This window comes from uncultured Nocardioides sp. (assembly GCF_902805925.1).
Classification (GTDB): domain Bacteria; phylum Actinomycetota; class Actinomycetes; order Propionibacteriales; family Nocardioidaceae; genus Nocardioides.
The window spans coordinates 1-7,965 of sequence record NZ_CADCUP010000101.1 but is presented as its reverse complement, the minus strand read 5'-3'; the positions used below and the strand labels follow the sequence as shown (position 1 = coordinate 7,965).

8 protein-coding genes and 2 rRNA genes are annotated in these 7,965 nt (G+C 70.9%); 4 read left to right on the top strand and 6 right to left on the bottom strand.

Features of this window, described 5'->3' with window-relative positions; genetic code table 11:
* The 4 genes from QZX64_RS06925 to QZX64_RS06910 all read left to right on the top strand — a co-directional run.
* A 23S ribosomal RNA gene (locus QZX64_RS06925) occupies positions 1-454 on the top strand; the annotation flags it as partial.
* Positions 455-656: 202 nt separating this feature from the next.
* A 5S ribosomal RNA gene (gene rrf, locus QZX64_RS06920) occupies positions 657-773 on the top strand.
* A gap of 105 nt (positions 774-878) precedes the next feature.
* The gene (locus QZX64_RS06915; RefSeq protein WP_295657896.1) at positions 879-1,790 is read left to right on the top strand and encodes a tetratricopeptide repeat protein; all 912 of its coding nucleotides are present in this window, start codon (positions 879-881) and stop codon (positions 1,788-1,790) included.
* A gap of 166 nt (positions 1,791-1,956) precedes the next feature.
* Positions 1,957-2,481 carry a DUF3145 domain-containing protein gene (locus QZX64_RS06910; RefSeq protein ID WP_295657900.1) on the top strand — a complete coding sequence of 175 codons (525 nt, stop codon included), beginning with the start codon at positions 1,957-1,959 and terminating at the stop codon, positions 2,479-2,481.
* A 21-nt stretch (positions 2,482-2,502) separates the two neighbouring features.
* Here QZX64_RS06910 and QZX64_RS06905 read toward each other — a convergent pair whose 3' ends face one another.
* From QZX64_RS06905 to QZX64_RS06880, 6 genes are all read right to left on the bottom strand, one after another.
* Positions 2,503-3,936, bottom strand: coding sequence for an acyl-CoA carboxylase subunit beta (locus QZX64_RS06905; RefSeq protein WP_295657895.1), 1,434 nt, complete (start codon positions 3,934-3,936; stop codon positions 2,503-2,505).
* Positions 3,936-5,174, bottom strand: coding sequence for a beta-ketoacyl synthase (locus tag QZX64_RS06900; protein WP_295657893.1), 1,239 nt, complete (start codon positions 5,172-5,174; stop codon positions 3,936-3,938). Before QZX64_RS06900 ends, QZX64_RS06905 begins: the two co-directional genes overlap by 1 nt.
* Positions 5,175-5,254: 80 nt before the next feature.
* A complete protein-coding gene (locus tag QZX64_RS06895) occupies positions 5,255-5,500 on the bottom strand; it encodes an acyl carrier protein (RefSeq protein ID WP_295657891.1) in 246 nt (81 codons plus the stop codon).
* Between the two features lie 51 nt (positions 5,501-5,551).
* Complete coding sequence (locus QZX64_RS06890; protein WP_295657890.1) at positions 5,552-6,565, bottom strand: beta-ketoacyl-ACP synthase III; 1,014 nt, start codon at positions 6,563-6,565, stop codon at positions 5,552-5,554.
* Positions 6,565-7,749, bottom strand: coding sequence for an acyltransferase domain-containing protein (locus tag QZX64_RS06885; protein WP_295657888.1), 1,185 nt, complete (start codon positions 7,747-7,749; stop codon positions 6,565-6,567). Before QZX64_RS06885 ends, QZX64_RS06890 begins: the two co-directional genes overlap by 1 nt.
* A 78-nt stretch (positions 7,750-7,827) precedes the next feature.
* Positions 7,828-7,965 carry a helix-turn-helix domain-containing protein gene (locus tag QZX64_RS06880; RefSeq protein WP_295657898.1) on the bottom strand — a complete coding sequence of 46 codons (138 nt, stop codon included), beginning with the start codon at positions 7,963-7,965 and terminating at the stop codon, positions 7,828-7,830.

Here is a 7,965-nt window from a genome sequence, read left to right as displayed (position 1 = left end):
GGGGATAACAGGCTGATCTTCCCCAAGAGTCCATATCGACGGGATGGTTTGGCACCTCGATGTCGGCTCGTCGCATCCTGGGGCTGGAGTAGGTCCCAAGGGTTGGGCTGTTCGCCCATTAAAGCGGCACGCGAGCTGGGTTTAGAACGTCGTGAGACAGTTCGGTCCCTATCCGCCGCGCGCGCAGGAAACTTGAGAAAGGCTGTCCCTAGTACGAGAGGACCGGGATGGACGAACCTCTGGTGTGCCAGTTGTCCCGCCAGGGGCACGGCTGGTTAGCTACGTTCGGAAGTGATAACCGCTGAATGCATCTAAGCGGGAAGCACGTTTCAAGATGAGGTTTCCCACCGGGACAACCGGGTAAGGCCCCCAGCAGAACACTGGGTTGATAGGCCGGAGGTGTACAGCAGTAATGCCTAGCCGACCGGTACTAATAGGCCGAGGGCTTGTCCCAACACCGTACAAAACCACTCACACTGTGGCCCAGCACCCGCGCACCCAATCACAGCATGCCCGCGTCCACTAACCAGATCCCAGACCACAACCCACCCCCACACACACCCACCAACCAGGTGTGTGCACTAGGGGGTAGGGGAACACCACCGAGTTTGGAACACCCACAACACCATAGCTGTGTGCACGTGTTCCGCCAGAGTTACGGCGGCCATAGCGAAAGGGAAACACCCGGTCCCATACCGAACCCGGAAGTTAAGCCTTTCAGCGCCGATGGTACTGCAACCGAGAGGCTGTGGGAGAGTAGGACGCCGCCGGACATACACTCCGTAGAGGCCACCCGGATAGGGTGGCCTCTACGCCATTTCATGGCCTTGTGGGCTATCGCCCAAGCAGCAGGCACAGTCCCTTCGAAAGGTGAAGTCGTGGCCGAGGAACGTCGCAACCAGCGCCCCAGCCGTCCCGGAGGCAGCGGGCGGTCCGGAGCGCCGGCGAGCCGAGGCGCGAAGCCGGGACGCGCGCCGGAGCGCGGCGGCAGAGCGTCCAGCAGTGGTCGGCCGGAGCGCGGGCGCGGTGACCAGCGCTCGGGCGGCTACCAGGGCCGCGACGACCGCCGGGGCGCCCGTGACGAGCGGGTGCCGCGCACCACCGACCAGGCGAAGTACGACGGTCCGGAGCTGCCGGAGGAGATCACGGGCAAGGAGCTCGACCGTTCGGTGATCGCCCAGCTCAAGGGCCTGCCCGAGAAGCTCGCAGCTCGCGTCGCCCGCCACCTGGCGGCCGCCGGCATGCTGATCGACGAGGACCCCGAGACCGCCTACCAGCACACGCTGGCAGCGCGCGCCCGGGCATCGCGCCTCGCCGTGGTGCGCGAGGCGGTCGGCGAGACGGCGTACGCCGCCGGCCACTACGCCGAGGCGCTCTCGGAGCTGCGCGCGGCCAAGCGCATGAACGGTGCCACGGCCTACCTCCCCATCATGGCCGACTGCCACCGGGCCCTGGGCCAGCCCGAGCAGGCCCTCAAGCTGGCCAAGAGCCCGTCGGTGCCGAACTTCGCACCCGAGGCAAAGGCCGAGATGACGCTCGTGGAGGCCGGTGCCCGGCGTGACATGGGCCAGCTCGACGCGGCCCTGCGCACCCTGGAGCTGGCGCCGCTCACGTCCAAGAGCAGGTCGGCGTGGGTGGTGCGGCTGCGCTACGCCTACGCCGACACCCTGGAGGCGGCCGGCCGCGAGAGCGACGCCCTGGCGTGGTTCCACCGCACGCACGCGATCGACAGCGACGAGATCACCGACGCCGCCGAGCGTGCCGAGCTGCTCGAGAAGCGGATGGGCTGACCCGGCGCCCACCGGACACGCCGGGGCCGGCGTATGCGTTTCGCTGGCGCGCCGGCGCCCCATGGGTCACAATGGACCCACAATCACATCGCTGTCATCTGCTCTTCGATCCACCACTCGAGACCGCTGGGGAAGGCGTACCTCGACGCCGGTGATCAAGGAGGTCATGGTGACCGCTGCTACTGCTGCATCCCGCACTGCCACCCGGGGCGTCTTGTACGTCCACTCGGCGCCCTCGGCGCTGTGTCCCCACATCGAGTGGGCGGTGGGTGGTGTGCTCGGCGTTGCCGTCAGCCTCGACTGGACGCCGCAGCCCGCCCAGCCCGGCACGTACCGAGCCGAGCTCTCGTGGAGCGGTGGCACCGGCTCGGCCGCTGCCGTGGCCTCCGCGCTGCGGGGCTGGAACCACCTGCGCTTCGAGATCACCGAGGAGCCGACCGCGGGCGCCGAGGGCGCGCGGTTCTCCTTCACCCCCGAGCTGGGCGTCTTTCACGCCGTCACCGGGATGCACGGCGACCTGATGATCCCCGAGGACCGGCTCAAGGCCGCCGTGGTCAAGGCCGCCCTGGGCGACACCACGCTGCTCAACGAGATCGACAAGCTGCTCGGCAAGCCCTGGGACGACGAGCTGGAGACGTTTCGGCACGCGGGCGAGGGTGCCCCGGTGAGGTGGCTGCACCAGGTGGTATGACCCCTCTGCCGCCGTTCGGCGTCAGAGGGGGATGTTGCCGTGCGCGCCGCGGCGTACGCCGACCGTGTCGACCGCGTCGATGATGGCCCTGGCGATGGCTGAGCGGGTGTGTGCGGGCTCCACGACCTCGTCGACGACGCCGATCTCCACCGCCCGGTCGACCCCGCCGGCGATGCGCTCGTGCTCGGCGGCCAGCTCGGCCTCCACCTGGGGACGGATCTCGGGGGAGACCTCCGCCAGCTTGCGCCGGTGCAGGATGCGGATCGCCGCGACCGCGCCCATCACGGCCACCTCCGCGCCGGGCCACGCCAGCACGCGGGTGGCACCCAGGGAGCGCGCGTTCATGGCGATATAGGCGCCGCCGTAGGTCTTGCGGGTCACCAGGGTGACCCGGGGGACCACGCACTCGCCGAAGGCGTGCAGCAGCTTCGCTCCTCGGCGCACGACGCCGTCCCACTCCTGCCCCACGCCGGGGAGGTAGCCGGGCACGTCGACCACGACGACGAGCGGTACGCCGAACGCGTCGCACATCCGAACGAACCGGGAGGCCTTCTCGGCGGAGAGCGAGTCGAGGCACCCGCCGAGGCGCAGCGGGTTGTTGGCGACCACGCCGACCGTGCGGCCGCCGAACCGGCCCAGGGCGGTGACGATGTTGGGCGCCCAGCGGGTGTGCAGCTCCTGGGAGGTGCCCTCGTCGAGGATCGAGTCGACGAGCGGGTGCACGTCGTAGGCACGCTTCTTGGACTCCGGGAGCAGGGCGCCGAGGTCGCGGTCGTCGACCGCGGCCAGGTCGATGCTGCCCTGCGAGCCCAGGAGGGACGCCACGGTGCGTGCCCGCTCCAGCGCCTCCTGCTCGGACTCGGTGAGGATGTGCACCACGCCGGACCGGCGGCCGTGCGGCTCGGGGCCGCCGAGGCGCAGCATGTCGACGTCCTCGCCGGTGACGGAGCGGACCACGTCGGGCCCGGTGACGAAGATGCGGCCGTCGGGGCCCAGGATGACGACGTCGGTGAGCGCGGGGCCGTACGCGGCGCCGCCGGCCGCGGGGCCGAGCACCACCGAGACCTGCGGGATGACGCCGGAGGCCTGCGTCATCACCTGGAAGATCCGGCCGACCGCGTGCAGCGAGAGCACCCCCTCGGCCAGGCGTGCGCCGCCGGAGTGCCAGAGGCCGATGATCGGCACGCCGTCGGTGATCGCGCGGTGGTAGGCGTCGACCACGACGCGGCAGCCGACGTCTCCCATCGCACCGCCCATCACGGTGGCGTCGGAGCAGAAGGCGACCACCGAGGTGCCGGCGACCCGGCCGACCGCGGCCAGCATGCCGGAGTCGTCGTCGGGGGTGATCAGCTCGAGCGTGCCCTCGTCGAGCAGCGCACGCAGCCGGTGGACCGGGTTGCGCGGGTCCTCCTCGCGGGGCAGCTTGGCCGGCTTGGCCGGGGCGGTGGTCGTCATCAGATCGACCCGAAGACGACCGCGACGTTGGCGCCGCCGAAGCCGAAGGAGTTGTTGATGGCCACCGCGTCGCCACCACGGAGGTCCCGCCGCTCGGTGGGCACGTCGAGGTCCACTTGCGGGTCCTTGTCGTCGAGGTTGATCGTCGGCGGGGACACACGCTCGCGCAGCGCCATGACGGTGGCGACGGCCTCGAGGGCACCGGCGCCGCCGAGGAGGTGGCCCGTCATCGACTTCGTGCTGGTGACCACCACGTCGGTGGCGGAGTCGCCCAGCACCGAGTGGATCATCAGTCCCTCCGCGATGTCGCCCTGCGGCGTCGAGGTCGCGTGGGCGTTGATGTGGATGACGTCGGACGGCGCGATGTCGGCCTCCTTGATGGCCCCCGCCATCGCCCGGGCGCCGCCCTGGCCGCTCGGGTCGGGCTGCGCGATGTCGTGTCCGTCGTTGGTGATCGCGGCGCCGAGGACCTCGGCGTAGATGGTCGCGCCGCGGGCCGTGGCGTGCTCGAGCGTCTCGAGCACCAGCACGCCGGAACCCTCGCCGAGCACGAAGCCGTCACGGGCGACGTCCCACGGGCGGGAGACGGTGGCGGGGTCGCCGGAGTTCTTGGACAGCGCCATCATCTGGGCGAACGCCGACATCGGCAGCGGGTGGATCGCCGCCTCCGTGCCGCCGCACACGACCACGTCGGCGCGGCCGAGCCGCAGCTGGTCGAACCCGAGCGCGATGCCCTCGTTGCCCGACGCACAGGCTGACACCGGGGTGTTGACCGCGGCCCGGGCCCCGACGTACAGCCCCACGTTCGCGGCGGGTGCGTTCGGCATGAGCATCGGGACGGCGAGCGGCGAGACCCGCCGGAAGCCCTTGTCCCTGAGCGTGTCGTAGTTGGCGAGCAGGGTGTGCACCCCGCCGATGCCCGAGGCCATGGCGACGCCGAGCCGCTCGGGCTCGACGCCCCCCTCGCCGAGACCGGAGTCGGCCCAGGCCTCCATCGCTGCGACCATCGCCAGCTGGGAGGACCGGTCGAGCCGGCGGGCCTTGACCCGGTCGAGGACCTGGGACGGGTCGACCTTGGCGGTGGCGGCGATCTTGACGGGGAAGTCGTCGCCCCAGTCCTCCTCCAGCCGGCGGACGCCGGACTCGCCCTTGAGCATGGCCTCCCAGGTGCTGACGACGTCTCCACCGACGGGGCTGGTGGTGCCGAGTCCGGTCACGACGACACGGGTGCTGCTCATGAGCGACTACTTCCTTCTGTGACAGGGGTGTGCTGGGGCGACGAGAGGGCGATCAGCCCGTCATCATCCGTTCGGGTCGATCAGTTCTGGGCGCCCTCGATGAACGCGACGGCGTCGCCGACGGTCTTGAGGTTCTTGACCTCGTCGTCGGGGATCGAGACGCCGAACTTCTCCTCGGCGGCCACGACCACCTCGACCATCGAGAGCGAGTCGACGTCGAGGTCGTCGACGAACGACTTGTCGAGCTGGACGTCCTCGGCGGGGATGCCGGCGACCTCGTTGACGATGTCGGCGAGGTCGGTGCGGATCTCTTCGGTGGTGGCCATCTGCATTCCTTCTCTAGTGGTGGAGCGGGACGAGTCGTGCGGGTGATGCGGTCAGGGGACGACGACGACCTGCGCGGCGTACGACAGTCCGGCGCCGAAGGCGATCAGCAGAGCGGTGTCGCCCGACCTCGCCTCGCCCTCCGCGATCATCCGTTCGAGGGCGAGCGGGACGGACGCGGCCGAGCTGTTGCCCTGGTCGGCGACGTCGCGGGCGATGCGGACGCGCTCGGGTAGCTTCATCGCCCGCGCCATGGCGTCGATGATGCGCATGTTGGCCTGGTGGGGGACGAAGACGTCGAGCTCGTCGAGCGACACCCCGGCCCGGTCCAGCGCCTGCTGGCCGATCTTGGCCATGGAGAAGGACGCCCACCGGAAGACCGGGTTGCCCTGCATCGTCAGGTGCGGCATGACGCCGCTGCCAGGGGTCTCGGGGTTGCCGACGACGTCGCGCCAGTCCTCGCGCTGCCGGATCAGGTCGAACTGCTCGCCGTCGGAGCCCCAGACGACCGGGCCGATGCCGGGGGTGTCGCTGGGTCCGACGACGGCGGCACCGGCGCCGTCGGCGAAGATGAAGGCGGTTCCGCGGTCGGTCAGGTCGAGGATGTCGGTCAGGCGCTCGACGCCGATGACGAGGACGTGGCGGGCGCTGCCGGCGCGGACGAAGTCGGAGGCCATGGCGATGCCGTGGCAGAAGCCGGAGCAGGCGGCCGAGATGTCAAAGGCCGCGGCCTGCTCGGTGCCGAGCTCGTGGGCGATGGCCGCAGCCACGGCCGGTGTCTGCAGCAGGTGGCTCACCGTGGCCACGACCACGCAGTCGATCTGCTGGGCGTCCAGGCCCGCTCGCTCCAGGGCGATCCGCGACGCCTCGACCGACATCATCTGCACGGTCTCATCGGGCTCGGCCCAGCGTCGCGTCTTGATGCCCGAGCGCTGCTGGATCCACTCGTCGCTGGAGTCGATCGCGTCGACCACCTCGGCGTTGGGGACGATGCGGCGAGGCCGGTAGGCGCCCACGCCGAGGACCGTGGCGTGCGGTGCACCGGTGGGGTTGGTCAGCGTGGCCATCAGCTCGAGCCCTCCGGGTGGAGTCGCAGCAGCGGTTGGCCGGGGGCGACCGGATCGCCGTCCTCGACGAGCCACTCGACGATCTGGCCACCGTGGGCGGTGCTCACCGTGATCCGGTCGCGAGAGCTGGCGACGTCGCCGACCGGCGAGCCGGCCGGCAGGCTGTCGCCGTCGACGGCCTCGTCGGCGCGGTGGAACATGCCCTTGACCGGCGAGACGACCATCCGCCAGGTGGGGCTGTTCTCCATCGGCGAGGCCTCGCCGTGCTTGTCGCAGAAGGCGCGGGCGTCGTCGAGCTGGTCGGGCGTCTTGAGGGCGAACGTCTCGACGCCCTTCATGGCTCGCCTGGCGATGCCGGTCAGCGTGCCGGCGGGCGGCATCTCCAGGACACCGGTGACGCCGAGGTCGAGCATGGTGTCCATGCACAGGTCCCAGCGGACCGGGTTGGCGATCTGGCCGACCATGCGGGCCAGCACGTCGCGGCCGTCGTGGATGACGTTGCCGTCCCGATTGGAGATCACCCGCGTGCGGGGGTCGTGGGTCGAGACCGACCGGGCGAGGGCGGCCAGGTGCCCGACGGCCGGCTCCATGTGGGTCGTGTGGAAGGCGCCCGCGACGCTCAGCGGCGTCAGGCGCGCCTTCTCGGGCGGGTCGGCGGCCAGGGCGGCGAGCTGCTCGGTCGTGCCCGCGGCGACGATCTGGCCGGGACCGTTGTCGTTGGCCGCGGTGAGCCCGTGCTTGTCCAGCGAGGCCAGCACGGCCTCGCGGTCGCCACCCAGCACGGCGGTCATGCCGGTCGGGGTCTCGGCGGCCGCGCCGGCCATCGCACGGCCGCGCTCACGCACGAGCACCATCGCCTGCTCGGCGGTGATCACCCGGGCACCGGTGGCGGCGGTCAGCTCACCGACGCTGTGGCCCGCCACGGCGCCGATGTTCGCGAACGTGTCGGCGGGGTGGGGGAAGAGCTCGAGGGCGGCGACGAGCCCCGTCGCCACCAGCAGCGGCTGGGCGACCTGGGTCTCCCGGATGGCGTCGGCGTCCGCCTCGGTGCCGTAGTGCACCAGGTCGATCCCGGCGACGGTGGACAGCCACTCGAAGCGGGAGCGGAAGGTGCGGTCCTCCAGCCACGGCTGCAGGAATCCGGGGGTCTGGGCCCCCTGGCCGGGAGCGACGATGACGAGCACACCTCCACAGTGCCCGGTCGGCGGCCCTCGCGCGCCTCTGGCGCGCACGAAAACGCCCGGTGGAACTTTGTAGGGTCCCTACAAAGCGTCACGGCGCGACTGACGTCCGAGGACGAGCGCGATCTGCAGCGCGAACGCGTCTCGCGGGGTGCCCGGGGCGTAGCCGGTGAGGTCGGAGACCTGGCGCATCCGGTAGCGCACGGTGTTGGGGTGCAC

What these genes read in the sequence shown, in the direction of transcription:
- QZX64_RS06890 (WP_295657890.1), bottom strand. Translation starts at nt 6,565, where the DNA reads ATGGCCACGCTGACCAACCCCACCGGTGCACCGCACGCCACGGTCCTC.
- QZX64_RS06910 (WP_295657900.1), top strand. Translation starts at nt 1,957, where the DNA reads ATGGTGACCGCTGCTACTGCTGCATCCCGCACTGCCACCCGGGGCGTC.
- QZX64_RS06900 (WP_295657893.1), bottom strand. Translation starts at nt 5,174, where the DNA reads ATGAGCAGCACCCGTGTCGTCGTGACCGGACTCGGCACCACCAGCCCC.
- QZX64_RS06905 (WP_295657895.1), bottom strand. Translation starts at nt 3,936, where the DNA reads ATGACGACCACCGCCCCGGCCAAGCCGGCCAAGCTGCCCCGCGAGGAG.
- QZX64_RS06895 (WP_295657891.1), bottom strand. Translation starts at nt 5,500, where the DNA reads ATGGCCACCACCGAAGAGATCCGCACCGACCTCGCCGACATCGTCAAC.